30 protein-coding genes are annotated in these 23977 nt (G+C 65.7%); 20 read left to right on the forward strand and 10 right to left on the reverse strand.

Going from position 1 to position 23977, the window contains the following annotated elements:
* Positions 1 to 1037: carboxylesterase family protein (locus A5659_RS18575; RefSeq protein ID WP_067183302.1), on the forward strand; the 1037-nt coding region annotated here is incomplete at its 5' end.
* Here A5659_RS18575 and A5659_RS18580 read toward each other — a convergent pair.
* The 4 genes from A5659_RS18580 to A5659_RS18595 all read right to left on the reverse strand — a co-directional run bounded on the left by A5659_RS18580 (position 1034) and on the right by A5659_RS18595 (position 4295).
* Positions 1034 to 2134 carry an NAD-dependent epimerase/dehydratase family protein gene (locus A5659_RS18580; protein ID WP_066881559.1) on the reverse strand — a complete coding sequence of 367 codons (1101 nt, stop codon included), beginning with the start codon at positions 2132 to 2134 and terminating at the stop codon, positions 1034 to 1036. The genes A5659_RS18575 and A5659_RS18580 overlap by 4 nt on opposite strands.
* A gap of 61 nt (positions 2135 to 2195) precedes the next feature.
* Entirely contained in the window at positions 2196 to 2465 is a 270-nt protein-coding gene (locus A5659_RS18585) for an exodeoxyribonuclease VII small subunit (protein WP_067183306.1), read from the reverse strand.
* On the reverse strand, positions 2455 to 3699 hold the full coding sequence (gene xseA / locus A5659_RS18590) for an exodeoxyribonuclease VII large subunit (RefSeq protein ID WP_067183311.1): 1245 nt from the start codon (positions 3697 to 3699) through the stop codon (positions 2455 to 2457). The genes A5659_RS18585 and xseA overlap by 11 nt, the downstream gene beginning before the upstream one ends.
* Positions 3696 to 4295: a lipid droplet-associated protein gene (locus tag A5659_RS18595; protein ID WP_067183315.1), complete on the reverse strand. Its 600-nt coding sequence runs from the start codon at positions 4293 to 4295 to the stop codon at positions 3696 to 3698. Before A5659_RS18595 ends, xseA begins: the two co-directional genes overlap by 4 nt.
* An 89-nt stretch (positions 4296 to 4384) precedes the next feature.
* Between A5659_RS18595 and A5659_RS18600 the strand changes: the two genes are divergently transcribed.
* Positions 4385 to 5395 (forward strand): 4-hydroxy-3-methylbut-2-enyl diphosphate reductase, encoded by a 1011-nt coding sequence (locus A5659_RS18600; protein WP_066881555.1) that lies wholly within the window; start codon positions 4385 to 4387, stop codon positions 5393 to 5395.
* Between the two features lie 14 nt (positions 5396 to 5409).
* Here A5659_RS18600 and A5659_RS18605 read toward each other — a convergent pair whose 3' ends face one another.
* Entirely contained in the window at positions 5410 to 6603 is a 1194-nt protein-coding gene (locus A5659_RS18605) for a DUF6542 domain-containing protein (RefSeq protein ID WP_197498080.1), read from the reverse strand.
* Between the two features lie 142 nt (positions 6604 to 6745).
* On the opposite strand from A5659_RS18605, the gene ychF reads away from it, so the two are divergent.
* The 5 genes from ychF (at position 6746) to A5659_RS27840 (ending at position 10068) form a co-directional block, all read left to right on the forward strand.
* Positions 6746 to 7837: a redox-regulated ATPase YchF gene (ychF, locus tag A5659_RS18610; protein WP_067019414.1), complete on the forward strand. Its 1092-nt coding sequence runs from the start codon at positions 6746 to 6748 to the stop codon at positions 7835 to 7837.
* A gap of 13 nt (positions 7838 to 7850) precedes the next feature.
* Positions 7851 to 8807, forward strand: coding sequence for a DUF1214 domain-containing protein (locus tag A5659_RS18615; RefSeq protein WP_066869108.1), 957 nt, complete (start codon positions 7851 to 7853; stop codon positions 8805 to 8807).
* Between the two features lie 72 nt (positions 8808 to 8879).
* Positions 8880 to 9446 carry an alpha/beta fold hydrolase gene (locus A5659_RS18620; RefSeq protein WP_082976116.1) on the forward strand — a complete coding sequence of 189 codons (567 nt, stop codon included), beginning with the start codon at positions 8880 to 8882 and terminating at the stop codon, positions 9444 to 9446.
* Positions 9428 to 9790: an alpha/beta fold hydrolase gene (locus A5659_RS27835; RefSeq protein WP_156749270.1), complete on the forward strand. Its 363-nt coding sequence runs from the start codon at positions 9428 to 9430 to the stop codon at positions 9788 to 9790. Before A5659_RS18620 ends, A5659_RS27835 begins: the two co-directional genes overlap by 19 nt.
* A gap of 131 nt (positions 9791 to 9921) precedes the next feature.
* On the forward strand, positions 9922 to 10068 hold the full coding sequence (locus A5659_RS27840) for a hypothetical protein (protein ID WP_156749080.1): 147 nt from the start codon (positions 9922 to 9924) through the stop codon (positions 10066 to 10068).
* A gap of 71 nt (positions 10069 to 10139) precedes the next feature.
* Here A5659_RS27840 and A5659_RS18630 read toward each other — a convergent pair whose 3' ends face one another.
* Positions 10140 to 10877: an SDR family NAD(P)-dependent oxidoreductase gene (locus A5659_RS18630; RefSeq protein WP_067183322.1), complete on the reverse strand. Its 738-nt coding sequence runs from the start codon at positions 10875 to 10877 to the stop codon at positions 10140 to 10142.
* A gap of 103 nt (positions 10878 to 10980) precedes the next feature.
* Between A5659_RS18630 and A5659_RS18635 the strand changes: the two genes are divergently transcribed.
* Complete coding sequence (locus tag A5659_RS18635; RefSeq protein ID WP_066869096.1) at positions 10981 to 11577, forward strand: TetR/AcrR family transcriptional regulator; 597 nt, start codon at positions 10981 to 10983, stop codon at positions 11575 to 11577.
* A gap of 25 nt (positions 11578 to 11602) precedes the next feature.
* Here the strand turns inward: A5659_RS18635 and A5659_RS18640 are convergent, their stop codons facing one another.
* Positions 11603 to 12226 carry a TetR/AcrR family transcriptional regulator gene (locus tag A5659_RS18640; RefSeq protein WP_197498082.1) on the reverse strand — a complete coding sequence of 208 codons (624 nt, stop codon included), beginning with the start codon at positions 12224 to 12226 and terminating at the stop codon, positions 11603 to 11605.
* A gap of 154 nt (positions 12227 to 12380) precedes the next feature.
* Here A5659_RS18640 and A5659_RS18645 point away from each other — a divergent pair, with 154 nt between their 5' ends.
* The 8 genes from A5659_RS18645 to A5659_RS18675 all read left to right on the forward strand — a co-directional run bounded on the left by A5659_RS18645 (position 12381) and on the right by A5659_RS18675 (position 18032).
* Positions 12381 to 13133 carry an SDR family NAD(P)-dependent oxidoreductase gene (locus A5659_RS18645; protein WP_066869093.1) on the forward strand — a complete coding sequence of 251 codons (753 nt, stop codon included), beginning with the start codon at positions 12381 to 12383 and terminating at the stop codon, positions 13131 to 13133.
* Positions 13134 to 13276: 143 nt separating this feature from the next.
* Entirely contained in the window at positions 13277 to 13828 is a 552-nt protein-coding gene (locus A5659_RS18650) for a VOC family protein (protein WP_067183327.1), read from the forward strand.
* A 982-nt stretch (positions 13829 to 14810) separates the two neighbouring features.
* Positions 14811 to 15209, forward strand: coding sequence for a VOC family protein (locus tag A5659_RS18655; RefSeq protein ID WP_066869085.1), 399 nt, complete (start codon positions 14811 to 14813; stop codon positions 15207 to 15209).
* Positions 15210 to 15304: 95 nt separating this feature from the next.
* Positions 15305 to 15733, forward strand: coding sequence for a hypothetical protein (locus tag A5659_RS18660; protein ID WP_156749271.1), 429 nt, complete (start codon positions 15305 to 15307; stop codon positions 15731 to 15733).
* A gap of 52 nt (positions 15734 to 15785) precedes the next feature.
* Positions 15786 to 16157, forward strand: coding sequence for a hypothetical protein (locus tag A5659_RS27165; protein WP_082976117.1), 372 nt, complete (start codon positions 15786 to 15788; stop codon positions 16155 to 16157).
* An 83-nt stretch (positions 16158 to 16240) separates the two neighbouring features.
* The gene (locus A5659_RS27170; protein ID WP_082976118.1) at positions 16241 to 16600 is read left to right on the forward strand and encodes a hypothetical protein; all 360 of its coding nucleotides are present in this window, start codon (positions 16241 to 16243) and stop codon (positions 16598 to 16600) included.
* Between the two features lie 127 nt (positions 16601 to 16727).
* Positions 16728 to 17351, forward strand: a complete 624-nt coding sequence (locus A5659_RS18670) for a C40 family peptidase (RefSeq protein WP_231997885.1) — start codon at positions 16728 to 16730, stop codon at positions 17349 to 17351.
* 357 nt (positions 17352 to 17708) lie between these two features.
* The gene (locus A5659_RS18675) at positions 17709 to 18032 is read left to right on the forward strand and encodes a putative quinol monooxygenase (RefSeq protein WP_066869073.1); all 324 of its coding nucleotides are present in this window, start codon (positions 17709 to 17711) and stop codon (positions 18030 to 18032) included.
* Positions 18033 to 18039: 7 nt separating this feature from the next.
* Here the strand turns inward: A5659_RS18675 and A5659_RS18680 are convergent, their stop codons facing one another.
* Positions 18040 to 18720, reverse strand: coding sequence for a guanylate cyclase (locus A5659_RS18680; protein ID WP_067183332.1), 681 nt, complete (start codon positions 18718 to 18720; stop codon positions 18040 to 18042).
* A gap of 153 nt (positions 18721 to 18873) precedes the next feature.
* Between A5659_RS18680 and A5659_RS18685 the strand changes: the two genes are divergently transcribed.
* The gene (locus A5659_RS18685; protein WP_066869068.1) at positions 18874 to 19083 is read left to right on the forward strand and encodes a hypothetical protein; all 210 of its coding nucleotides are present in this window, start codon (positions 18874 to 18876) and stop codon (positions 19081 to 19083) included.
* Here A5659_RS18685 and A5659_RS18690 read toward each other — a convergent pair.
* Complete coding sequence (locus tag A5659_RS18690; protein WP_066869064.1) at positions 19035 to 19868, reverse strand: adenylate/guanylate cyclase domain-containing protein; 834 nt, start codon at positions 19866 to 19868, stop codon at positions 19035 to 19037. The two genes, A5659_RS18685 and A5659_RS18690, sit on opposite strands and share 49 nt — an antisense overlap.
* Before the next feature lie 121 nt (positions 19869 to 19989).
* Here A5659_RS18690 and A5659_RS18695 point away from each other — a divergent pair, with 121 nt between their 5' ends.
* Both A5659_RS18695 and gnd read left to right on the forward strand, forming a co-directional pair.
* Positions 19990 to 21399 (forward strand): glucose-6-phosphate dehydrogenase, encoded by a 1410-nt coding sequence (locus A5659_RS18695; protein ID WP_066869061.1) that lies wholly within the window; start codon positions 19990 to 19992, stop codon positions 21397 to 21399.
* A gap of 16 nt (positions 21400 to 21415) precedes the next feature.
* Positions 21416 to 22438, forward strand: a complete 1023-nt coding sequence (gene gnd / locus A5659_RS18700; protein WP_066869058.1) for a phosphogluconate dehydrogenase (NAD(+)-dependent, decarboxylating) — start codon at positions 21416 to 21418, stop codon at positions 22436 to 22438.
* A gap of 51 nt (positions 22439 to 22489) precedes the next feature.
* Here gnd and A5659_RS18705 read toward each other — a convergent pair whose 3' ends face one another.
* A complete protein-coding gene (locus A5659_RS18705) occupies positions 22490 to 23353 on the reverse strand; it encodes an alpha/beta fold hydrolase (RefSeq protein WP_067139234.1) in 864 nt (287 codons plus the stop codon).
* 122 nt (positions 23354 to 23475) lie between these two features.
* Between A5659_RS18705 and A5659_RS18710 the strand changes: the two genes are divergently transcribed.
* A complete protein-coding gene (locus A5659_RS18710; protein WP_066869050.1) occupies positions 23476 to 23952 on the forward strand; it encodes a VOC family protein in 477 nt (158 codons plus the stop codon).
* Positions 23953 to 23977: the final 25 nt, after the last annotated feature.

Consider the following 23977-nt stretch of genomic DNA (forward strand, 5'->3'; position numbering starts at 1 on the left):
CGGCGCTGGAATGGGTGCGCGACAACATCGCCGCCTTCGGCGGTGATCCGCGGCGGGTCACGCTGTTCGGCGAGTCCGCCGGGGCCGGGATGGTCACCACGCTGCTGGCCAGCCCGGCGGCCGAGGGTCTGTTCGCCCGGGCGATCGCGCAAAGCTCGCCGGCCACTTCGGTGTACGACCGCGAACGAGCCGGCCGAGTGGCCCGGGCATTCCTCGACCGGCTGGGACTCGCCCCGGCGGAATCCCGCCGGCTGATCGACATCCCGATGGCGGCCATCCTGACTGCGACGCAACAGGTGTTCGACGAAGTGCCGGTGCGCAACCCGGGAACGCTGGCGTTCGTCCCGATCGTCGACGGCGAGGTGGTCAGCGACTATCCGGTCAAGCTCGCGCAGGAGGGCCGCTCACATCCGGTCCCGTTGATCATCGGCACCAACAAGCACGAGGCGGCGCTCTTCCGGTTGATGCGCTCGCCGCTGATGCCCATCACGCCGAGCGCGATCACGTCGATGTTCAACCAGATCGCCGCCGAACAACCCGATCTGCAGTTGCCCACCGAGCAGGAGATCGGTTCGGCGTATTCGCGAATGCGGCGCAGGGCAAGGAGTTTGAGCATCGCGACCGACGTCGGTTTCCGGATGCCGTCGGTGTGGCTCGCCGAGGGGCACGCCCGCGTGGCACCGGTGTATCTGTACCGGTTCGATTACGCCACCCCGTTGTTGAAGCTGCTGATGGTCGGCGCCGCTCATGCCACCGAATTGCCGTTCGTGTGGGGCAATCTCGGCGCGCCCAAGGACCCCACGCTGAAGCTGGGCGGCACCAAGGCCGCCAAGGCGGTGTCCAAGCGGGTGCGCACCCGCTGGATCAACTTCGCCGCGCACGCCACGCCCACGGGCCCCGCCGGCGACCCGGAGTGGCCGTCGTATGCCGAGAGTGACCGTGCGTGTCTGATCATCGGCCGCCGCGACGCCGTCGCTTACGACCTGGACGCCGACATCCGCGCGGCCTGGGGTAGCGACATGGTGAGCTTCCGCTAGGCGGATGCCTTGCCCGCCAACGCTTGCCTTTTCATCTGGTCGAACATCTCGACGTAGTACGACAGGCATTCCGACAGCGCCTGCTCGGTGTTGAACAGGGGCTGGTAACCGAGGTCGCGCGACGCCTTGGCGATCGAAAAGAAGTTGTCCAGATACAGCCGCTCGACGGCGAGCGGCTCGAGCAGCGGCGCCGGTATCCCGAATCGGAAATGCAGCCGCTGCCAACCCGTCATCGCCGCGCGCACGATAGGCCCGTTCACCCGGACCCGCGGCCACTTCTCTCCGCACGCCTCGACCACCGGCCTGGCGAACTCGAACATGTTGATGGGCTCGGCGTCGTTGATGAAGTACGCCTGGCCGGGCGCGGTGCCGCCGGGCGTCAGGTGTTCGGCGGCCAGGATGAAACCGTGAATCAGGTTGTGCACGTAGGAGTTGTCCAACCGGGCCGATTTGCGGCCGATCAGCACCTTGACGTGGCCGGCGATCACGCTTTCGAACAGCTTGCGGAACATCGTCTGGTCACCCCGGCCCCAGATGCCGCTGGGGCGAATCGCACAGGTCAACAGTCCGTCAACACCGTTCTGCCCCAACACGAATCGCTCGGCGATCACCTTGGTCTCGGTGTAGAGGTCATTGAACCGGTGGGTGTAGGGCAGCGTCTCGTCGCCGCCTGCGATGTTCTGACCGCCCATGACGACGCTGTTGGACGAGGTGTAGACGAAGCGCTGCACCCCGGCGGCCTGCCCGGCGCGGACCAGGTTCTCGGTGCCGCCGACGTTGACCCCGAAGCTGCGCTGCCGGTACTCGTCGGTCACCGATGCACCGCCCATCAGGTCGATGATCGCCGCGGTGTGGAAGACGGTGTCGATGCCGTCGACCGCCTGGGCGCACACGGCCGTGTCGGTGATGTCACCCTGCAGTACCTCCAGCTGCGGATGCGCCGGCAGCGGCGAGGGCGCACGGTCGAAGGAACGCACGAAATGCCCGCGGTCGAGCAAGGTGGAAACCAGGTTGGCGCCGACGAATCCGGAGCCCCCGGTGACCAGGACACGGCCGAGTTCGGCCGTCAGCGATGGATCACCCATGGCCCAAAGCATAACTGAAACGTGTTCCAGTTCGGAAAAAGGTTTTCATCCACGCCCCCCGATGTCGCCGGATTCAGGCATCCTCAGGCTCGCCCGCCGCGAGCGCATCCTCGATCCTCTTGCGGGCGCCAGCTAAGTGCTCCTCGCACCGTTTAGCCAGTTGCTCGCCCCTTTCCCAGAGCTTCAGCGATTCATCTAGGTCCAGGCCGCCCTGCTCGAGCACCCGCACGACTTCGATCAGTTCGTCCCGGCAGGCTTCATAGGCCAGGTGACTAATAGGTGTAATGGATTCGCTCTCCTGAGGGACGGCGGCGTCGTCCCCGCCGTCGTTTCTACGCGCCATCGGAGGGTCCTTCGCTCACTGCGGCCACGGCGCCGTCGGCCACCCGCACCCGCAGTCGGGTGCCCGCCGGCGCGTCGTCGACCGACCGGAGCACCTGGTTCGTCGGCCCGATGGCCTGCACCACGGCGTAACCGCGGGCCAGTGTGGCCGCCGGCCCCAACGTGGCCAGCCGCGCGCGCAGGTGGCCGACCCGCTCGGTCTCGGTGGCGGCCAGGCGGGTGATGTCGCGGCGCATCGCCGACCGGGCGCGGTGCACCTCCTCGGCGCGCGCCGTCAGCGCTGCCAGCGGCTCGGCCAGCACCGGGCGGCTGCGGATCTGGGCCAGGGCCCGTTGCTCGCGGGTCACCCAGTTGCGCAATGCCTGCGCGCTGCGCCGGCGCAGGTCGTCGAGCAGCCGCAGCTCGACGGCGGTGTCGGGGACCACCTTCTTCGCGGCGTCGGTGGGGGTGGCCGCGCGCAGATCCGCGACCAGATCGCACAGCGGGTTGTCGGGTTCGTGGCCGACCGCACTGATCACCGGGGTGCGGCAGGCCGCGATGGCGCGGCACAGCGTCTCGTCGGAGAACGGCAACAGGTCCTCGACGCTGCCGCCGCCGCGGGCGAGCACGATGACGTCGACATCGGCGTCGCGGTCGAGTTCGCCCAGCGCCTCGACGATCTGGGCGACTGCGTTGGGTCCCTGCACGGCGGTGTTACGGACCGCGAAGCGCACCCCGGGCCAGCGTGCGGCTGCCACGGTGGTGACGTCGCGTTCGGCGGCGCTGGCCCGCCCGGTGATCAGTCCAATCATGTTGGGCAGGAAGGGGATCGGACGCTTGAGCCGGGGATCGAAGAGGCCTTCGGCATCCAGCAGCCGGCGCAGCCGATCGATGCGGGCCAGCAGCTCACCCACCCCGACGGCGCGAATCTCGGACAGCCGCAACGAGAATGTGCCCCGGCCCGTGTAAAACGATGGCTTGCCGCGCACCACCACCTGCGTGCCTTCGGCCAGCTTCACCGGCGCGTTCAGCACCAGATCGCGCGGGCAGGTCACGGTCAGCGACATGTCGGCGGCCGGGTCACGCAGCACCATGAACACGGTTTTGGAATCTTGACGCATCGAAATCTGGGCCAGCTGACCCTCGACCCAGACGGTGCCCAGTTTGTCGATCCAGCCCGCGACCCGGATGGCCACCGCGCGCACCGGAAACGGATTCTCGGCGGAGTTCGGTTCGGAGGTAACGGCCGGGGTCACTTCGCGTTCGCGCGGGTGATCCTGTTGGCGATCAGCGTCTGGAACGGTGCCCGGCCCTTGGTGGCCTGCTCGTAGGCCAGCAGGGCTTCGAGCTCGTCGATGCTCAGCGACTGCAGGCGCGCCCGCAGCTGCGCCAGCGTCAGCGACGTGTAGTCCAGCTCGGTGACCACTTCCGGTTGCGGAACCGAGGCGCCGGCCGCCGGTTTCTTCGATTGCCGGGCCGGCCGGGTCAGGGCGCTGGCGTCCTCGTGCGCGTCGGCCACCGAGTACAGGGCGAACCGGCCCTCGGCCCTGCGCTCGCCCTCACCGCCGTCCTGCAACGCGCCGTACGCCCCGTCGGCCGCGTCATCGATGTCCTCGTCGAAGGTCGCCCATTCCGGCTTCTCGTCTTTGGGCGGGAAGATCGATTCGAGGGTGCTGTCGCCCTTGATAGCCAGCTCGGCAAGGTTCTGCTGGAAGCGCATCACGATGTGCGCTGCCTGGCTGGCCAGTGTCATCGGGTACATCAGGATGGTTTTCGGCAGCCTGATGGTCTCTTCGACCGCGACTGTTGCCGCGCCGACCAGCAGCCGAACTCCATACGGTGCAGTGCCCATGGGTCCAAGATTGCCCTAAGCGGCGGCTAACTCCAAGCCCAGCGGCGCGAGCTGGCAAGCCCGTGTCCGCGGTAAGTACCCTGGACGTCATGCCGCCGACTATCGACATGGGGATTCCCGGCCTTGTGGGAGGACCAGCGCGTTCGGTAGCCGGCGACCCAGTCCGCAAGCGTGTGCTCCTGGCCGAACCGCGTGGTTACTGCGCGGGCGTCGACCGGGCCGTGGAGACCGTGGAACGCGCACTGGAAAAGCACGGGCCGCCGGTCTACGTGCGTCATGAGATCGTGCACAACCGCCACGTGGTCACCACCCTGGAAAAGGCCGGCGCGGTGTTCGTCGAGGAGACCGACGAGGTTCCCGAGGGGGCCATCGTGGTGTTTTCCGCGCACGGCGTCGCGCCCACGGTGCACGCCGCGGCCGCCGACCGGAACCTGCACACCATCGACGCCACCTGCCCGCTGGTGACCAAGGTGCACAACGAGGCCAGGCGTTTCGCGCGCAACGACTACGACATCCTGCTGATCGGCCACGAGGGCCACGAGGAGGTCATCGGGACCGCGGGGGAGGCGCCCGACCACGTGCAGCTGGTCGACGGGGTCGCCGCCGTCGACAACGTGACCGTGCGTGACGAGAACAAGGTGGTGTGGCTCTCACAGACCACGCTGTCGGTCGACGAGACCATGGAAATCGTCGAGCGGCTGCGGCAACGATTCCCCAAGCTGCAGGATCCGCCCAGCGACGACATCTGCTACGCGACCCAGAACCGCCAGGTGGCGGTCAAGGCGATGGCACCCGAGTGCGAGCTGGTGATCGTCGTCGGGTCCCGCAACTCCTCGAACTCGGTGCGGCTGGTCGAGGTCGCCTTGGGTGGCGGGGCCGCGGCCGCGCACCTGGTGGACTGGGCCGACGACATCGACCCGTCCTGGCTCGACGGCGTCACCACGGTGGGCGTCACCTCCGGGGCGTCGGTTCCCGAGGTCCTGGTCGAGGGCGTGCTAACGCGGCTGGCCGAGTGCGGCTTCGACGTGGTGCAGCCGGTCACGACCGCGCAGGAGACCCTGGTGTTCGCGTTGCCGCGGGAGATCCGGTCAGTTCGCTGAGCTTGCGACCTGCGCTAGACGTCGTATTCCCAGGATTCCGCCGGCGACCGGCCGGGCGTCCGCGTGCGGCTGCGCCGCTCGGTGTGCGGCTCGCGGGGCGGTTCCTGCGAACCGGCGCCCCGGTAGCGGACCTGGGAGATGGGGTGATGGGTTCCGTTCGAGCCGGTTGACGGCGGACGCCGGCGCCTCGGTTCATACGGCGGCGCGTACGGTTCGCGGCTTTCGTACCGGCCCCCGGAAGTCGGGCCGCTCGGCGGCTCATACCTGTCCCCGTAGGACTCAAAGCCGTCGAAACGGCTGCTCCGCGGGGTGGGCCGGTCGTAGGGGCTGCGGCGGGGGCGCGGTTCGCGACGCGGTTCCCGGGCCGACTGGCCACGCGGATCGGCGTCGGCGTCCGGCCTGGGCCGGCGGGACCGTCGGGGCGGCTCGGCGGCGTCATAATCGCGGGCCGACGCGGCGGTGCGGCGGGTGCTGCGCCGGGGACGTTCGGGCCGCTCGGCCGGTTCGGACCCGTCGCCCAACGGCTCGCGGGAATGCCGGGAACGGCTACGGGCCGAGCGGGTCGTGGAGCGGGTGCTGCGCGTCGTGCGGCGCGTCCTCGACGACGAGCTCGACCTGCGGGCGCGGCGGGCATCGGTGGTTTCGTCGGTGTCGTCGTCGTCGGTATCCGACTGCAGCACCGACTGCGCCTTGGCGACGATGCCATTGAAGAACGACTTGACGGCCACACCGGCGGCGTCCGGAGCGTCTTCAGAGGCGCCCGCAGATGTCCTTGTCTTGTAGGCGTTTCCGAAATACCAGCGGGCCAGTCCGATCGCCAGCACGCCGCCGGCGGTGCCCAGCATCAGCGGGAAGCGCTCGATCAGCGGATAGCCACAGTTGATCAGCAGGTCTTTGAGGCGGCCGACCTTGGCATCGTGGAACAGCCAGTAGGCGCCCGGCACCGCGCCGAACAGGATCAGGGGCGGCTGGATGATCGTGGTGAAGATGCCGTCCTGGCGTACCGCCAGCACCGCCGCCACGCAGCCGGCTATATAGAAGCCCGCGAAGACGTGGGTCAGCTCCTTGTGACCAGCGTCGATTCCGTAACCGATGGCGGTCGCGGTGACGGCGATAAGCAGGGCTGCGTACCAGGGGACACCTGGGATGTTTGGAAGGATCGAACGGTGACCATCCGCCACCGTCGAACTTGCCCGCTGTGCTGACACATGTAGACCGTACCGGGAATGGGCCGAAAGGCCCGTAAATACCTCGTTGCGATCCTGCGCGCGCCATGCCGGCGTGCAGTATCGGCGGTGATCAACGGTCCCCGGCGCCCGTGGTCGCCAGGACCCCTAGACTTGGTTCCCCGTGAGCCTGAGCCTGGGAATAGTGGGGTTGCCCAACGTCGGCAAGTCGACCTTGTTCAACGCGCTGACCCGGAACAACGTGGTGGCGGCCAACTACCCGTTCGCGACGATCGAGCCCAACGAGGGCGTCGTCCCGCTGCCCGATCCCCGGCTGGACAAGCTGGCCGAGATGTTCGGCTCCGAGAAGATCGTTCCGGCGCCGGTCACGTTCGTCGACATCGCCGGAATCGTGAAGGGCGCCTCCGAGGGCGCCGGCCTGGGCAACAAGTTCCTGGCCAACATCCGCGAGTGTGACGCGATCTGCCAGGTGGTGCGGGTGTTCGCCGACGACGACGTGGTGCACGTGGACGGCAAGGTCGACCCGCGCGCCGACATCGAGGTGATCGAGACCGAGCTGATCCTCGCCGACATGCAGACCCTGGAGAAGGCCGTGCCGCGGCTGGAGAAGGAAGCCCGCAACAACAAGGAGCGCAAGCCGGTGCACGAGGCCGCCGTCGCCGCGGAGGCGGTGCTGGACTCGGGCAAGACGCTGTTTGCGGCCGGCGTCGACGCCGCACCGCTGCGCGAGCTGAACCTGATGACCACCAAGCCGTTTCTGTACGTGTTCAACGCCGACGAGTCAGTGCTGACCGACGATGCCCGCAAGGCCGAGCTGTCCGCGATGGTCGCCCCCGCGGACGCGGTGTTCCTCGACGCGAAGATCGAGGCCGAACTCCAAGAGCTCGACGACGAGTCGGCCGCCGAGCTGCTGGAGTCGATCGGGCAAACCGAGCGGGGACTGGATGCCTTGGCGCGGGCCGGTTTTCACACCCTCAAGCTGCAGACCTACCTGACGGCGGGCCCAAAAGAGGCGCGCGCGTGGGTGATTCATCAGGGCGACACCGCACCGAAGGCCGCCGGGGTGATCCACACCGATTTCGAAAAGGGCTTCATCAAAGCCGAGATCGTCTCCTACGACGACCTCATCGCCGCTGGCTCGATGGCGGCGGCCAAAGCGGCGGGCAAGGTCCGCATGGAGGGCAAGGACTACGTGATGGCCGACGGCGACGTGGTCGAGTTCCGGTTCCAAGCAACGTCTGGGGTGAAGAAGTGAGAGGACCGGGACGGTGTCAATCCACGTAAACGTCGACAACTTTGTTCGGGCAGAAACCCACCGGATGTTTCGCGATATTCAGGCTGACGCCGGAAGCGTTGGTACATTTCGGCACAACCGCACACCTGCGCGCATCGACGAGCAGACAGTGATCAGGCTGAATCGGGATACCCTTTACAGCTTCGCGATCGTTGATCTTGCCGAACCGGCCCGACTCACCCTGCCCGACGCCAACGGTCGTTACTTATCGGCGATGGTCGTCAGCGAAGACCACTTCGTGAATGATGTCATCCACGAACCGGGCGAGCATCTTCTAACCAGCGACAAGTATGGGTCGCGCTATGTGCTCGTCGGTGTGCGGATCCTGGTCGATCCCAACGACTTTGCGGACGTGGCCGCCGTCGGTGCCTTGCAGGATCGTCTTGTGCTGCAGACGGGTGCGTCACAACCGTTCGCGATGCCCGAATACAACCCGGAAAGCCTCGATGCGACCCGCGACGCCCTGCTTGCCCTGGCTCGCGGACTCGACAACTTCGACCGCATGTTCGGTGCCCGGACGGCGGTGGATCCGGTTCGTCACCTCATCGGATCAGCCGCCGGATGGGGAGGGTTGCCCACGTCTGAAGCGGCTTACATCGGCGTAGCTCCTAACGTCGCGCCCGGCGACTATGACTTGGTGTTCGACGACGTGCCCGTCGACGCCTTCTGGTCGGTGTCGGTCTACAACAAGCGTGGGTTCTTCGAACTGAACGAGGCGAACCTCTATACGGTCAACAGCGTTACCGGCGTGCCCAACGCCGACGGGTCGGTGACTGTTCGTTTCGTTGCGTCGGCTGGCGACGATCCGCCCCCTAACGCGATTGTGACGCCGGAAGGTTGGAACTATCTCATCCGCCTCTACCGGCCTCGCGCTGAGATCCTCGATGGCAGTTGGACGCCGCCGGCGCTTACCGCGCGCGGTGAGTCCTGATGCACGGCGGTGTGGTCGAGTTCCGGTTCAACGTGTAACGCTAAGCAGTAGCGCGGAGCAGGCAGGTGCGAATTGGTCAGACTCTCGAAATTCCGTTCTGACGACGCGCGTGCCGCCTATCTCCGGCTGTACGACGCGGCGCTGTCGGCCAGCTCTGTCCCAATCACCGAATCTGACGTTGAGACATCCTTTGGCAGCACCCATGTGCTTCATGCAGGAGACCGGTCGAAGCCGTCGCTTGTGGCGCTCCATGGGTCGTCGATCAGCTCCACGTCCTGGGTGCCGCTCCTTCGAACTCTCACCGCTAACCACAGCGTCACCATGATCGATGCTATCGATGAAGCCGGCAAGAGCGTCGCTGCGAAGCCGACCAAGACCATCGCTGACATCGTGACTTGGCTTGATGAAACGATGCGCGCTCTAGACATTCAGCGCTCGGCGTTTGTGGCCGCTTCGCGTGGCACGTGGATATCCACCCACTACGCGACTGTCTTCCCCGACAAGGTGGAGCGCTTGGCGCTGTTGTGTCCAGTTGGCATCGCGGGCGGAATGAGCCCGCTTCATGGTCCCGGGGACTCGCGCCGCTGCTTCTGCCGCTCAGGGAGGAACACGTCTGGCGCGTGCTCGACACAATGGTGATGCCTCAGAACCGCAAACTGTTGCGCCAACAGCCGTGGATGCCGTCCATGAGTCAATTTGTCTATGGTGCAATGCATTTCAAGATGTCTTTCAGGAACGCTCAGCCTCGACCTTGGCCATTTCGCAGTGATTGCGAACTAGATCGACTCACGGCGGTTCCTGTGCTGGCTGTCATCGGCAGAGAAGAGTCGGCGCTGAACGGTCCGAAGGCCGCACGCATGTTGCGTGAGACGCTACCGGATGCACGGATCGAGGTCGTCGACGATGCGAACCACATCGTGATGGCGGATCAAGCCGCAACCGTAGAGAAGCTGCTCGTCGAGCTCCTCGGTGACGTGAACTGAGGGCCGCCTTCTCGTGACTCTCGACCTGACTCTCGACCGCGACATGGTGAAGTTTCCGGTCACAATGGCGGTTCTGTTGCTGGGTGCGTGGGTGCTGGGCGCGTCGGCCGCGGCCCGCCATCGCCGGTCCGGTGATCGCGCTGACCGGGCGGTTCTTGAGGCTCGATCCGGTTATCGCACTCCCGATCGCGGTCGGCGTCGCGGATCCCGCGGCTGCCCTGTGCCTGAAGGCCGTCGGCGCGCTACGCGGCAAGGCGGTCGATTTCACGGCTGACTAGGTCGGCCACCTGGTGGAGTTCCGCTTGAACGTCTTTCCAACTATCGAAGCGGTCGGCCTTGAGTCAGGACGTCAGATCGCTGAGGTGCCGCCGTCGACGGCCAGCTCCACACCATTCACGTAGCTCGAGTCGTCGGAGGCCAGGAACAGCGCCACCGTCGCAATCTCTTCGGGACGTCCCATCTTTCCTCGCGGAATCAGGGATTCGAACTGCCGCTTCGTCTCGGCGTCGAACATCTTCTCCTGAATCGGTGTGGCGATCTGGCCCGGGCTCAGGACGTTCACTCGGATCTGCCGTTCCTTCAGTTCGTTGAGCCAGGTGCGGGCGAACGAACGCAAGGCAGCCTTGCTCGCCGAGTACACGCTGTAATCGGGCCAGCCCTTGGCCGAGGCGATCGACCCTGTCATGAAGATGGAGCCGCCATCGTTGAACAGCGGCAACGCCTTTTGCACCGTGAACAGGGTGGCACGGGTGTTCAGACCGAAGACGGTGTCAAAGTCCTCCTCGGTGATCTCACCGAGCTTGCGTGCTTCCCCTCCCGTTCCGGCGCTGGCGAAGAGCACGTCGATGCTGCCCTTCTCCCGCTTCACCGCGTCGAACAATCGGTCCAAGTCATCGAGGTTGGCCGCGTCGCCCTGCACGGCAGTGACGCTGTATCCGATCAACGCGACGGCCTCGTCCAGAGCCTGCCGCCGCCGGCCCGTGACAAAGACGTGCGCACCCTCGTCGACGAACAGCTTCGCGCTGGCGAGCGCCAGACCGCTCGATGCGCCCGTGATCACCGCGACCTTGCCGTCAAGTTTTCCCACATGCCCTCCTCGCCGGACTTTAGGTATACCGTTCTGTGTGCTTAATTTAGCGCAACGTCCAACCGCACGCCAATTAAGTACACTTTCCGTTACCCTGGACGACGTGACCGAGCTGGAAAAAGGTCCGCGGGGCCGGCGACGGGGCCGAGGAGCGCGCGAACGCATCCTCGGCGCGGCGCAACAGCTGTTTCGTGAGCAGGGCATCAACAACACCGGAATGGATCTGCTCTGCACGGCGGCACAGGTCTCCAAGCGCACCGCTTACCAGCACTTCGGCAGCAAGGATGGGTTGATCGCCGAGTATCTGCGGCGTCACGATGTCGACACAATGCCCGAGGTCCTCGAACGCGCCGAGCTGACGCCCCGCGAGCGCCTGCTCGCGGTGTTCGAGAAGCCGCCTGCGTTCACCCATGACCTGATGCCCCTCTGCCCGTTCATCGCCGCCGCCGTAGAGATCTCCGATCCGGAGCATCCCGCGCGCGTACGGGCCCGCGAGTACAAGACCTCTGTGGCCACCCGCCTGAGCGAAACCGCCCGGGAGGCCGGTGCCGCCGATCCGGACCTGCTCGGTGAGCAGCTCGCGCTGTTGCTCGACGGCGCCTCGGTTCGGACCAGAGCCTTGGGCACGGATGCCTTGCCGACCGCTGTCGGCATCGCGGCCGCACTGATCGAGCAGGCCATTCCCTCGCCTGCGCAGTGAGTTTCGCGACGGGAAGCGAACCGGTCTAGGTAGTCAACCCGGTGAAGACGGCGTCTAGTAGCGCGTCGATGTAGGCCTCCGACAGGTCGCTGTGCTCGTAGGGAACAAGCAGGCGGTGATAAACGGGCCCATAAAGCAGATCGAGGACGACGTCGGGATCGAGTCCGCCTCGAAGCTCCGAAGAGTCGATCCCGCGGCGAACGATTGTTCGGGCGCGGGCTCGGCGGGGCTCGACCCAGCGTGTGGTCATCGCGTTGCGCAATTCGTCATCGATCTGGGCCCGTCCGATCAAGATGCGCAATATATGGCCGTGCGGAGTCCGGTACAGGCGGACCAGGGATCTCAGTGATGCCGCCAAGCTTTCGCGGGCGGTGCCACGTTCGACGATCGGAGCGGCCCGATCCACTTCGGCGAGGAACGCATCCATCACCACTGTGGAGATGTTCGGCCACCTCCGGTAGATCGTCGTCTTGGCGACCCCCGTTCTTTGAGCCAGCCGTTCCACGGTGAGCGCATCGAATCCCATTTCGGTGCCGAGCTCCAACGCGGCCCGCAGAATCATCGCCGTCGTTTTCTCGCTCCTCGTCGGCCCTCCGCTTCGCTGCCCATCCGATTGCGTTGCCGACATCACGGGCTCCTCTTCATCCAAGGCTTCTTCATCCAGGGCGTCTTCATCCAGGGCGTTTCATTTAGGGCGTCTTCATCCAAGGCATCGCTGGGTACGACCATATCTCCGTTTGACACCCATCGCTACGCTACGTAGCGTTGTTTGAGCGACGATTCTTATAACCACGGGAGGGTGCATGAGCGTCGACCACCTCAGCGAAGACCTGCGCGGCAAGGTAGCGATCGTGACCGGCGCGGCCAGCGGCATCGGTCGGGCCATTACCCGACAGTTGATCGAATACGGCGTCAATGTCGTCGCCGAAGACATCGACCCCGCGATCGAGCATCTGTACTCCGACATCGACACGGTGGCGCCACTCGTCGGTGACGTCGCTCAGGAACAAACGGCGAACGACGCGGTCGAGTTGGCCAGTCGCCGCTTCGGCCAACTCGACATCCTGCTCAACAACGCCGGCACCATCATTAACAAGCCGGTCATCGACACGACCCTGGAAGACTGGAATCACATCCTCGATACCAACGTCACCGGGGCGTTTCTTCACACCCGAGAGGCGATGCGCGCAATGATTCCCCGCCGGAGTGGCGCCATCGTGAACATCGGTTCGTACGCCTGCTTTCAAAGCTTCAAGACGATTTCGGCCTACGCCGCGTCCAAAGGAGCGCTCGCGCAGCTGACCCGCACGTCCGCCCTGGAGGCTATCGATGACGGCATCCGGATCAACGCCCTCGGCGTCGGTGATGTCGTCACCAACATCCTGGGCGATCCAGAAAACCTGGTCGAGCATGGGAAAGGCGCGCCCGTCCAACGCGCCGCGGATCCCGCCGAAATAGCCCATGTCGCAGCCTTTTTAGCCTCCGGCTTGGCGAGTTACGCCGTGGGCGCCGTCTGGATGATCGACGGGGGTATGAGCGTCGCTATCCCAAACTGATCCGGTGCCTCCGTGTCTCAGTTGTGAACCGCCCGCTTCTGGTCACTCGAGCGGATCCGCTCGCCATCACGGTATCCCGTCGGGCGCATCAGCGCGCTACGCCGCAGGGCGGTCGATCTCATGGATGACTAAGGTTGGGCACGATGCGGTGGCGGGGTGTGTGTCACGTCGAGTTCGCGGTATTGGACTACGACGACTCCATCGCGTTCTATGACGCCTTGTTCGGCTGGCTCGGCTACAACAGCTTCTCGTCGCTCAACATGGAATACGAATCGACGTATTACATGACGCGAAACGTCAACCCGCACAGCTACATCGGCATCCAACCCGCGCGGACCGGGGCGAAGCTGACGCACGTCGACCAGGCGGTCGGCATCAATCACATCGCGCTGTGGGCCCGCAACGGGGCAGAGGTCGACCGCTTCCACCGCGAATTCTTGGTCGCGCGCGGCATCCCGGTCACCGACGAACCCAAGGAATACCCGCAGTACTGGCCCGGCTACTACGCGGTCTTCTTCGACGACCCGATCAACGGGATTCATTGGGAGTTGGCGTGGGTGCCGAAAGTGCCTACTCCCCGCCAACTTTGGTCGTTCTACCGCGCCCTCCGCGCGTTCGCCAGGAACCGACCGGATCTGGCGAAGACGGTGCCGGGCGTCGCCTGGCAGGCCAGGAGAACCCTTCCGGGCCGGTGATTCGGCGCGTCGGGTCACGGTCTGGACGGGCGAGAAACGGGCGGCATATGCCGGACGCGCGAGGCCGCCAAACGAAGCTCGCGTCCAGAAAACGAACGTCGGACTGGTTGCAAGTCTTGGGCGTCGTCGTCCGATGACGTACGTTGAGCACAGCGACGGGCTCGAACGGGTTCGTCGGAACTCGTTGAGGCCGAGTGGTTCTCCTACGGCACTCTGGCGCCAGGCGAGTAACTGTCTTGAGCTACGCGGCGTGCCAGCCATCCACATGGCCCAACGGGGAAGTAAAAACTCGAAAGGCGGGGCTGTGGCTGACCACGCCGATTCCTGGCACCTGGCGACGGCTCAACGCGATCGATTGCTCAACGTCCTTGAGTTCGAGTGCATCGTTTCCGGACTACACAGAGCGACCGCCCAGGAAGTGTCTTTTGCCGCGATCGGGTCATGCCTTCGAGCAAGACTGCTGCTAGCGCAACTGGGGAACGAACCGAGGCGAACGCCTGCAGGCCGCCGCCCCGATGCGTCAGCGCCCGCGCTGGGTGGCCAGGCGGATAAGACACCACCAGGCCGGCCAGTCGAACCTCCGCCGCCCTCCAGCGGCGATACCCACCCGTTCGCCGAGGGCCTGGAAGACCGCCTTCGGGCGCGACAGCGCAATACGGTCCGGGCCCAGCTGTTTGCCGCCGATGCCCACAATCGGGCGGCCCGAGTTCACGATCGCGCTATAAGCGCGGGACTAGGTGACGTCGCAGCGCATAGACAAGCAGCCGAGAGCCACCGCGCCGCTCAAGCTGACGCCATCCTGCGGCGCTGGACATATTTGACGGCAGCCACCCGAGATCGCATTAGCGAAACCGGTGCCGAAGGATCGACTGGCACCTGAACTCGTCAGGATGCCCGCCACGGTGATGGCGGTCGGAGGTGTCGGGGGCGGCGCTTAGCATTCCGTGCTCAGACGCCCACCGCGCTCACCTGGAGGCACCGCATGAAATTCATATCGACCCGCATCATCACGGCCGACGTCAGGCGGCTCGTCGATTTCTACCAGCTGGTCACGGGGGTCTCGGCCGTCTGGGGCAACGAGCTTTTCGCCGAGATCCCGACGCCGATCGGCACGCTGGCCATCGGCAGTGACAAGACCGTCCCGCTGTTCGGCGACGGTTCCGCCGAACCCGGGGCCAACCGGAGCGCCATCCTGGAATTCATCGTCGAGGACGTGGACTCCGAATACGCGCGCCTCCGCGAGCACGTCGGCGAGGTGGTGACGGAGCCGACCACGATGCCCTGGGGCAACCGCGCACTGTTGTTTCGGGATCCGGATGGAAACCTGGTCAACCTGTTCACCCCGGTGACGCAGGAGGCGCGTGCCAAGTTCGGAGTATGACCGGCCCGCAGAGCGACCCTTCAAATTGAGCACGCTCAGTGGTTTCATTGACCTATCAATGCTTCCTACGTGGGGTGTAACGAAGGGAATCCGTCATGGCCAGTGTCCCGAGTCGCCAGGCTCGCTTGGCGCATGCGGCCAAGCATGCCGAATTATGGAATGCCGGGAAGAAGGACGCATGGGTAGCGTCTTGGCGCACGATCTGTCCGGGCGAGGTGCGCATGTTCGATCCGGTCGGTACGGCCGAAAAGCACGGCTTCGACGTCGCCACCTCTGACGCGTTCGACATGTTCCAGTCCATCCTCAAGATCAAGATGATCACCGTTCAGGTGAACGGCAACGAGATGGCCTGGGTCTGTGAGAATCGCTTCGGTACTGAGCCCAACGTTCAAATGGCTTACAGCATTGAGACTTTCGCATGGGACGACGACGGAAATCTTCTGATCAAGACCTACTATCCGATGCCTGAGACCGTCGGCTCCGAGAGTGACCCCTACGCCCATCTCCTCGACGGCCGCCAGTAGTCGCCCGTAATTGCTACTTGCCCGGATGCCGGTATCGAGAAAGTGTGAGGGGATGCAGACGGTGAAGCGGACAGCGAGCGTGGTGGTGGGCGGCGCCTTGGCGCTGGGCGTTCTGGGTCTCGCCGGTGGTCCCGTCGCCGCGGCGGCCCCGGCCCCGGCGCCCACCGGCCACTGGTGTCCCGGCGATCCGTGGAACCCCGCCTGGGGCAATGTCTTGGACTGGGACTGGCATCAATGCCACGACTGGCAAAGGCCCGGGGGCCCGTCCGCGCCCGCGGGCTGGGGGCCCTGGGGACCGCCACCGGCGTGGGCCCCGCCGCAGCCACCGCAACCGGCTTGGGCGCCCGGGGCTCAGATGATGTGGAACCCGACCGGTGCCGGCAACTGGGGAATCTGGAACAACGGAATCTGGACGCCCATCTGATCCGACATCTCCCTGTGTGAGGAACTGGCCGCTACGGCGCCTGGCGGTCGAAGCAATGAGCCGCCGCAGCGTTAGGGTGAGCTGTGGCCGCCGAGGATCGTCTCGAGCCGCCCGCGGAGTCGGAACGGCGGGCGCACGCGCTCGACGAGCGCGAAGATTCCGTTGCCCGACGCGAGGCGGAGTTGAAAAGGCGGGAATTTCAGGCCGGTAGACGAGACCGGGTCGCCGACCAGCGTGAGCAGATCGCCGACGACCGCGAGCGGGCGGCCGACGAACGCGAGCAGCGAGCGGACGAACGCGAGGGCTCGGCCGCGGAGCGCGAACGCGAGCGGCTGCGGCGCGTGGACGAACGAGGCAAGCGCGTGCGAGCCCGCGCCAAGCGAGAGCAAGCCGACGTCGATCGGGAGACGGCGCAAAGCGAACGAAGCCGGGACAAGGCTTAGGCCTCCGCGGCAAGCGCCCGGGGGCTGTGGGCGGGCGCTCGGCAACCGCAGGCGCTTAGCCGCCAAAAATATACCGGTGCCTAATAAGTTTGCTCTAGTGCGGCGCACGTCATGGTCTGAATAGCGAATGACCTGCGCCACAAATTTTGGTTCACGACAATTGTTATTGCTAGCCTCCCTGCCCATGGTCGTTATTGCATCATTGATGTCGTTAATCAGTCAGGTCTCCGGCACGCCCTATATTGCGGGTGGAGATTCGCCCGCCGGGACCGATTGTTCGGGACTCGCGTCCTGGATTGCTAATGCAGCAACTGACAGGCCCGTTTTCGGGGATCGATTCAACACCGGAAACGAAGAGGGTGCATTGTTGGCGCGCGGCTTCCAGTATGGAACCGCCCCCAACGCGTTGGTCATCGGCTGGAACGGTGGCCACACGGCGGTGACGCTGCCGGACGGAACGGCGGTCTCCAGCGGTGAGCGTGGCGGGGTGCACATGGGCGGTGCGGGCGCCTACCAGGCCGGATTCACGCACCATATGTTCCTTCCGATGCCCGCGGAGGACGCGCCGCCGCCGCCGCTGTTCGCTCCGCCGTCCCCGCCCGACGCGCCGCCGCCTCCGCCGGACGCTCCGCCGCCCGCGCCCGACGCTCCTGCGCCGCCACCGGATGCGCCGCCGCCACCGCCGGACGCTCCGCCGCCACCGGCCGTCCTGATCGACGCTCCGGCGCCGCCGGCTCCGCCCGGAATGTGAATTACATTTATCCGGCCACGCAGGAATTGCGAATTGATAACAAAATAGATCCGACGTAGTTCGCATAATGGATTGTGTCCTCGGTAGCGCGGGCCGAATCGGGTGGCAGTATCGGTAGTGAAATACTCCCGGCATCGTCCGGTTTGTGAGCTCCGCCACTGGAACCGTGTGGTGCAAGTGGGCTCATGCGTCTTGAGAGACGCATGAGCCCACTTTGCTCTGACCATTACTTAAGCAAATTACGGCCAGCAGTCCTCCGTCGCGGCGGTCCGCCACCAATCGCGGCCGGATAGGCTGGCGCTGCCCGCGGAGACCGGGCGGGCGTAACCGGAAGCAGTGAACCTAGGCGGGGCCGCAATGATCTTCATCGTCGTCAAGTTCGAAACCAAACCCGACTGGACCGACCGCTGGCCGGATCTCGTCGCCTCGTTCACCGCGGCGACTCGGGCCGAGGAAGGCAATCTGTGGTTCGAGTGGTCGCGCAGCCTGGACAACCCGGCGGAGTACGTCTTGGTGGAGGCGTTCCGCGACGATGAGGCCGGCGGTGTCCATGTCAACAGCGATCACTTCAAGCGCTTCATGCAGGAACTCCCGCCCGCGCTGAAGTCCACCCCGAAGATCATCAATCAGACCATCGATGCCACGGGTTGGTCTGAGATGGGCGAGGTGGCGGTCGACTGACCCTCGACTAGCCGATTGATATCTCGATTTCATCGCCCAGGGCATAGCCCGGTGCGAGCGGAAGCCGGTCACCGCTCCAGAACGACCCGGGGTCGAAGTAGTTCGAATACTTCTCGGTGGTGAGCAACCCCATCTCCTCGTAGGTGATTGCCACGGTTTCCGCGCAGTAGGCCACTTCCAGGCCGAGCCGCTGGCGTTCCTTGCGCCGCTGTGTCGATTCGCGAACCTTCCTGTCCACGAACGGGATTCCCCGCCCCCAGTCGTAGGCGTTCGGGAGCCGGCCGCGCAGCCATCGGCCGGTCAACCGCATGGTGGTGGGAAACGCGGTGCCGTCCATCCGCGCGATCACGCGCAGCAGCTTGTTCTCTTGCTCCCGGGTGGCCGGCGGCGTCAGCTGGCGTAGCCAGCACCGTTGGTGGTAACGCTGCGACCACTGCGTGACCGATTGGGCAAGGTCGTTGAGTTGCACGCCACGATGATTCGTCCCCGTCCACAGGTCGACGAGCTTGCCACCCAGTTCGGCGTGCCAGATCAGCGGCGGCAGGTCGTCAATGGCCACCGTCATGCCGACGTGGTTCACCGGGCTGTTCGTCAGCGTCTGGATCGCGCGGTCCGGTCCCGAGCCGCCGCGAAACAGCCAAAGGTCGCCGGTGCGGGTCTCTTCGAGCGCTTGGTTCAAGGTGAGCATCTTGGTAAGCCCGTCCGCCGCTGCAGGTTTCGCCGTTGTCGTCGCCACTATCAGCCCGCCGGCACGGCGCGCGTGATCCGTCGCCGTGCGTTGCGGGCACACAAGTCAACCACAACCGGGCCACAGCGATCCGGCGGCGCATAGCCTGATGTCATGCGCAATGTGTGGAAGTGGCTGGGGTTGGCGGGTGCCGCCGGTGTCGTCGCCGGGGGCGTGCTGGTCGTCCGCGACCAGCGCAAGCGGCGGGCATACACCGCGGACGAGGTCCGCGATCGCCTGCATCAGCGATTGGCCGAATACAACGGCGACGGCGTTCAGTCCGGCTCGGAATCGGCCGGCGACTCGACGGCGAACAAGCGGTAGGTGCCCGAAAAGCCCTTCAGCTCCACATTGCGGCCGTCGTCGAACCGGATGCCGTCGGAATCGGAAAGCGCGTCTCGCACCGGCTGACTCACCAGAATCTGCCCACCCACCGCTTGGGCGGCGACCCGGGCCGCCATCGCGACGTTGCGGCCGAACAGGTCGTCGCCACGGCGCACCGAGCGGCCCATGTGGATCCCGATCCGAACGCGAATCTCCTCGCGCCGCTTGCGGTTTGCCTGCCTGCGCAACGCATGCTGCAGGTCGATACCGCACCGGACCGCCTCCTCGGCGCGGGAGAAGGCGATCATGAATCCGTCGCCCTGGCTCTTCACCACATGACCGGACCGTCGCCGCACCAGATCCGAGACCAGCTTGTCGTGCGAGCTGATCAGCTTGACGAAGGCCCGGTCGCCGATCCGCTCGTTGAGTGCGGTGGACTCCTCGATGTCGGAGAACAAGATCACCACCCGGCCGTCGGGAGTGACGCGAGCAAGGTCGGGTCGCTCGACTTCGGCCCAGTCCGCGAGGTCTTCGATGCTGCTGCGCACCACGGCGCCGAAGCCTTCCTTGCGCATCAGGTTGGCGGTGTTCCACACCCTCTTGACGGCCTCGCGCCCGCCCGACAGCAACTGGTTGCGGGTGTCGGTCCGCTGGCGCAGCTCGTCGAGTTGCTGTTGGCTGCGCACCAGCAACCGCCACAACACAATCAGCGCGATACCTTCGATCGCGGCGATCCCGGCCAGAACGTAGACCGTGACGTGCAGCGGGTCAGCCATGCCGGTCATCCTTTCAAGGCCGCGGTCCGCCCAGGTTGTCGGCCCTATCGGCAGTGTCTAGTGTTGAGTCCGCCGGCCGCGGGTAGTGATCTCAAGGGAGCCGATCAGGTGACTTTCGGGAGGAGCGGTTTTGGCCGACGACGACAGTAACCCATCTGACCTGCTGGTGATCTTCGGAATCACCGGGGACCTGGCGCGGAAAATGACGTTCCGGGCGCTGTACCGGCTCGAGCGCCGCGACATGCTGAACCACCCGATCGTGGGCGTGGCCAGTGACGACATCACCCTCGAACAGCTGCAGGACCGGGCGCGCGACGCCATCAAGGCATCGGGGGAGCAGTTCGACGACGCGGTCTTCGATCGGCTGGCGGACCGGCTGTCCTACCTGCACGGCGACGTCACCGACGCCGGCCTCTACACGCAGCTCGCCAAGAAGATCCCGTCGGATTCCCATCCGCTCTACTACCTGGAGATGCCGCCCGCCCTGTTCGCGCCCATCGTGGAGAACCTGGCGAAAGCCGACCTGCTGGAGCGGGCCCGGGTGGCGGTGGAAAAACCGTTCGGCCACGACTTGGACTCGGCGCGCGACCTCAACGCCCGACTGCGCGCGGTTCTCGACGAAGACCAAATCCTGCGCGTGGACCACTTTTTGGGCAAACAACCCGTCGAGGAACTGCAATACCTGCGGTTCGCGAACAACGGCCTGGCCAAGCTGTGGGACCGCGACAGCATCTCCGAAATCCACATCACCATGGCCGAGGATTTCGGGATCGAGGACCGCGGCAAGTTCTACGACGCGGTGGGCACGCTTCGCGACGTGGTGCAAAACCACCTGCTGCAGGTGCTTGCCCTGGTCGCCATGGAGCCCCCGGTCGGCGCCGGCGCCGACGACCTGAACGACAAGAAGGCCGAGGTCTTTCGGGCGATGCCCGCCCTGGATCCGGAGCGCTGCGTGCGCGGACAGTACCGCGGCTACACAGATGTCGCGGGTGTCGCAAAGGATTCCACCACCGAGACCTACATTGCGCTGCGGACCGAGATCGACAACTGGCGGTGGGCCGGCGTGCCGATTTTCCTACGCGCCGGAAAAGCGTTGCCGGACAAGGTCACCGAGGTCCGGATGTTTCTGCACCACGTTCCGGGCTTTTCGTTTCTGCCCAATCGCCGCCCGCCCGAGTGCAATCAGATCGTGCTGCGCATCGACCCCGATCCCGGGATGCGGCTGCAGTTGTCCGCGCAGGCCGGCGATTCCTGGCACGACGTTCACCTGGATTCGTCGTTCGCCGAGGATCTCGGCGAACCGGTACGGCCCTATGAACGCCTGCTTTACGCCGCGTTCAACGGCGATCATCAGTTGTTCGCCCGCGAAGACGCCATCGAAGAGACGTGGCGAATCGTGCAGCCGGTGCTGGACAAGCCGGGCCGAATCCACCACTACGACCAGGGCTCCTGGGGGCCCGAGGCCGCGAAGGCGCTGCTGCGTGGTCACCACAGCTGGCAAGAGCCGTGGCTGCCGCGCAGCACGCCCAAGGAACAGTAAGGAGACGAGGGACACGATGCAGCTTGGAATGATCGGCCTCGGCCGGATGGGCGCGAACATCGTCCGCCGCGTGGTCAAGGACGGACACGAATGTGTGGTCTACGACCACAATCCCGACGCGGTCAAGGCGATGGAGGGTGAGGACAAAACCACCGGGGTGTCCTCGCTGAAAGAACTCGCCGAGAAGCTGAAGGCACCGCGACTGATCTGGGTTATGGTCCCGGCCGGAACCATCACGACCGGGGTGATCGACGAGCTGGCCGAGACGCTGGACTCCGGAGACATCGTCATCGACGGCGGCAACTCCTACTACCGAGACGACATCCGTCACGCAAAGACGCTGTCGGAGAAGGGAATTCACCTACTCGACTGTGGCACCAGCGGCGGCGTGTGGGGCCGGGAGCGCGGCTACTGCCTGATGATCGGCGGCGACGACGAGGCTTTCCTGCACGCCGAGCCGATCTTCGCCAGCGTCGCACCGGGCGTCGACGCCGCGGCGCGCACGCCGGGCCGCGAAGGCGAGGTCGAGCGGTCGGAGCAGGGCTATCTGCATTGCGGCCCGTCCGGCGCCGGGCACTTCGTGAAGATGGTGCACAACGGCATCGAGTACGGCATGATGGCCTCGCTCGCCGAGGGGCTGAACATCCTGCGCAACGCCGACATCGGCAAGCACGTGCAGGAGGGCGACGCCGAAACCGCGCCGCTGGAACACCCCGAGTTCTACCAGTACGACTTCGACATTCCCGAGGTCGCCGAGGTGTGGCGGCGCGGCAGCGTCATCGGCTCCTGGTTGCTGGATCTGACGGCCATCGCGTTGCACGAATCGCCGGACCTGAAGGAGTTCTCCGGCCGGGTCTCCGACTCCGGGGAGGGCCGCTGGACCGCCATCGCGGCGATCGACGAGGGAGTGCCGTCACCGGTGCTGACCACCGCGCTGCAGTCCCGCTTCGCCTCGCGCTCGCTCGACGACTTCGCCAACAAGGCACTCTCGGCGATGCGCAAGCAATTCGGCGGGCACGCCGAGAAGCCGGCGAACTAGCGGCGATCGCGAGGGCGGCGTAGCCGGGCGAAGCGGGTCGCCGCCATTGAACTAGCGGCGGTTGACGAAGGCCACCACCGCGTCGCTGAACGCGTCGTTGTCGTCGCCGGCCGCGGTGTGGCCGGCGTTGGACAGCTCGACGAATTCCGCGCGCGGGACGGTAGCCAGGAAGTGCCGCACGCCCTCCGGGCTCACCACGTCGGACAGCTTTCCGCGGATCAGCAACACGGGAATGGTCAGACTCTTGGCGGCCTGCTCGAAGCTCTCGGTGCGCAGTTCGGGATCGTCGCCGGGCTTGGTCATGAACGCCGGGTCCCAGTGCCAATACCAGCGGCCGTCGCGCAGGCGCAGGTTCTTCTTCAGGCCCTCGGGGCTGCGTGGCTTGCTCCGGTAGGGCAGGTAGGCGGCGACGGCGTCGGCCGCCTGCTCCAGCGAGTCGAAGCCGTCGAGGCCGCTGAACATGAAGTCGCGGATGCGGGCGCTGCCGCCCTTTTCGAACCGGGGCACCACGTCGACGAGCACCAATCGGGTGACCCTCGCCGGACCGGCCCGGTACGCGGCCAGGATGCCGGTCAGGCCGCCCATGCTGGCCCCGATGATGGTCACCGGGCGACCGATCGCCTCGAGGACCCGCATGACGTCGCCCGTCAGCGTCTCGATCTCGTAGTCGGCGTCGGGCGAGCGCGCGCTGTCCCCGTGTCCCCGCGAGTCGAGCGCCACCACGTGCAGCCCCTCATCGGCCAGCGTTTGACCGGTGTTCTTCCAGGAAAACCGGTTCTGGCCGCCCCCGTGCAACATCAGGATGCTCGGCCGCCCGGCACCGCCGGAGCCGCGATTCCATTCGTCGGCGACCAGGGTGATCCCGCCGACACCGGCAAACTCAACCGTCTCGGGACTGCTGCTGACGGTACTCATGCGATCTGACGTTACATAGGCCGGTTAAGCACTGTTGCGCGGGTGGACGACGCGGTGAGTTTTCGTCGGCGCCCGGGTCTAGCAATGCAGAAACGCACGAGCCGTCAAGGAGGCCGAAGGACATGCCATCGATCACCCCGTCGTTGTGGTTCGACGACAACCTGGAGGAAGCCGCCAAGTTCTACACCTCGGTGTTCCCCAACTCCCACATCGAGGGTTTCAACCAGACCACCGACGCCGGACCTGGCGAACCCGGGACCGTCCTGTCCGGCAGCTTCGTGCTGGACGGCACCCGGTTCATCGGGATCAACGGCGGTCCGCACTTCCAGTTCAGCGAAGCGGTGTCCTTCACGATCCACTGCAAGGACCAGGACGAGGTCGACTACTACTGGGACCGGTTGACCGACGGGGGCGAGGAATCGCAATGCGGCTGGCTCAAGGACCGCTTCGGGCTGAGCTGGCAAATCGTCCCGGACCGGCTCTACGAACTGATCAGCGATCCGGATCGCGACCGGGCGGCGGCGGCCACCAACGCGATGTATGGCATGCGCAAGATCGTCGTCGCCGAGCTGGAGCGGGCCGCCGCACTGCAACAGTGAAAACCGCTGATACAGCGGTGTTTTG

The sequence above is a fragment of the Mycobacterium sp. 1165196.3 genome (assembly GCF_001673415.1).
Classification (GTDB): domain Bacteria; phylum Actinomycetota; class Actinomycetes; order Mycobacteriales; family Mycobacteriaceae; genus Mycobacterium; species Mycobacterium europaeum_A.

What these genes read in the sequence shown, in the direction of transcription:
- A5659_RS18580 (WP_066881559.1), bottom strand. Translation starts at nt 2,134, where the DNA reads ATGCTTTGGGCCATGGGTGATCCATCGCTGACGGCCGAACTCGGCCGT.
- A5659_RS18585 (WP_067183306.1), bottom strand. Translation starts at nt 2,465, where the DNA reads ATGGCGCGTAGAAACGACGGCGGGGACGACGCCGCCGTCCCTCAGGAG.
- A5659_RS18595 (WP_067183315.1), bottom strand. Translation starts at nt 4,295, where the DNA reads ATGGGCACTGCACCGTATGGAGTTCGGCTGCTGGTCGGCGCGGCAACA.
- A5659_RS18600 (WP_066881555.1), top strand. Translation starts at nt 4,385, where the DNA reads ATGCCGCCGACTATCGACATGGGGATTCCCGGCCTTGTGGGAGGACCA.
- A5659_RS18645 (WP_066869093.1), top strand. Translation starts at nt 12,381, where the DNA reads ATGAGCGTCGACCACCTCAGCGAAGACCTGCGCGGCAAGGTAGCGATC.
- A5659_RS18650 (WP_067183327.1), top strand. Translation starts at nt 13,277, where the DNA reads ATGCGGTGGCGGGGTGTGTGTCACGTCGAGTTCGCGGTATTGGACTAC.
- A5659_RS18655 (WP_066869085.1), top strand. Translation starts at nt 14,811, where the DNA reads ATGAAATTCATATCGACCCGCATCATCACGGCCGACGTCAGGCGGCTC.
- A5659_RS18660 (WP_156749271.1), top strand. Translation starts at nt 15,305, where the DNA reads ATGGCCAGTGTCCCGAGTCGCCAGGCTCGCTTGGCGCATGCGGCCAAG.
- A5659_RS27165 (WP_082976117.1), top strand. Translation starts at nt 15,786, where the DNA reads ATGCAGACGGTGAAGCGGACAGCGAGCGTGGTGGTGGGCGGCGCCTTG.
- A5659_RS18670 (WP_231997885.1), top strand. Translation starts at nt 16,728, where the DNA reads ATGACCTGCGCCACAAATTTTGGTTCACGACAATTGTTATTGCTAGCC.
- A5659_RS18675 (WP_066869073.1), top strand. Translation starts at nt 17,709, where the DNA reads ATGATCTTCATCGTCGTCAAGTTCGAAACCAAACCCGACTGGACCGAC.
- A5659_RS18680 (WP_067183332.1), bottom strand. Translation starts at nt 18,720, where the DNA reads ATGCTCACCTTGAACCAAGCGCTCGAAGAGACCCGCACCGGCGACCTT.
- A5659_RS18685 (WP_066869068.1), top strand. Translation starts at nt 18,874, where the DNA reads ATGCGCAATGTGTGGAAGTGGCTGGGGTTGGCGGGTGCCGCCGGTGTC.
- A5659_RS18690 (WP_066869064.1), bottom strand. Translation starts at nt 19,868, where the DNA reads ATGACCGGCATGGCTGACCCGCTGCACGTCACGGTCTACGTTCTGGCC.
- gnd (WP_066869058.1), top strand. Translation starts at nt 21,416, where the DNA reads ATGCAGCTTGGAATGATCGGCCTCGGCCGGATGGGCGCGAACATCGTC.
- A5659_RS18705 (WP_067139234.1), bottom strand. Translation starts at nt 23,353, where the DNA reads ATGAGTACCGTCAGCAGCAGTCCCGAGACGGTTGAGTTTGCCGGTGTC.
- A5659_RS18710 (WP_066869050.1), top strand. Translation starts at nt 23,476, where the DNA reads ATGCCATCGATCACCCCGTCGTTGTGGTTCGACGACAACCTGGAGGAA.